The organism is Rhizobium leguminosarum bv. viciae USDA 2370, from assembly GCF_002008365.1.
GTDB classification, from domain to species: Bacteria; Pseudomonadota; Alphaproteobacteria; order Rhizobiales; family Rhizobiaceae; genus Rhizobium; species Rhizobium leguminosarum.
The window spans coordinates 1-1,019 of the sequence record NZ_MRDL01000068.1 but is presented as its reverse complement, the minus strand read 5'-3'; the positions used below and the strand labels follow the sequence as shown (position 1 = coordinate 1,019).

1 protein-coding gene is annotated in these 1,019 nt (G+C 61.7%); it reads left to right on the top strand.

The window, feature by feature from the left end:
* Window positions 1-12 precede the first annotated feature (12 nt).
* The coding region (locus BS629_RS37880; RefSeq protein ID WP_245315127.1) for an ABC transporter permease at window positions 13-1,019 on the top strand (1,007 nt) is incomplete at its 3' end.

Here is a 1,019-nt window from a genome sequence, read left to right as displayed (position 1 = left end):
GACGCCGCAGGCTTGGCAGACAAGCGCGCAGTTAAGCGGAAGTTCAAGAGCGAGATGTCGATGGCTTTCGTGCTCATCGGCATCGCGCTGATCTTCGAGGTGCTTGGTTGGATTTTCGTGGGCACGTCGTTTCTCGGCAACGACCAGCGCCTGTCGATCATCATCCTTCAGGTCTCGGTGACCGGCATTCTGGCCGTCGGCGTGACGCATGTGATCATCACTGGCGGCATCGACCTGGCGTCGGGATCGGTGGTCGGCCTTTCGGCAATGGTTGCCGCCTCGCTGGCGCAGGGCTCGGCGGACGTGCGCGCGCTCTATCCTGCCCTCACCGATCTCTTCCCGCTCTGGCCGATCATGGCAGGCCTGCTGGTCGGCCTGATCACCGGATGGATCAGCGGTTTCCTGATCGCCAAGACCGGCATTCCGCCCTTCATCGCCACGCTCGGCATGATGGTCTGTGCCAGAGGCGCGGCCAAGTGGTATACGTTGGGCCAGCCGATCGGCCTTCTAACGCCGCAGTTCACATGGCTTGGAAAGAGCTATCTCATCCTCGGCTTTCCGGTCCCCCTGCCGGTGCTGATCTTCCTCGGCGTCGCGGTGGTCTCGCACATTGCGCTCGGCTACACCCGCTATGGCAAATATACCTACGCCATCGGATCCAACCCACAGGCCGCAAGGGTCTCCGGCATCGACATCGGATCCCATCTCATCAAGGTCTACGTCGTCGCAGGCGTGCTCTCCGGACTGGCCGGCGTCGTCACCGCAGCCCGCGCAGCCTCCGCCCAGCCAACCATGGGCACCGCATACGAACTCGATGCCATCGCCGCAGCTGTCATCGGCGGAACATCGCTGGCCGGCGGTTCGGGCCGCATCACAGGAACGCTGATCGGAACCATCATCCTCGGCGTCATCACATCCGGTTTCACCTTCCTCAAGATCGGATCCTATTACCAGGAGATCATCAAGGGAGCCATCATCGTCCTCGCCGTCGTCATCGATCAATACAGACGATCAAGACA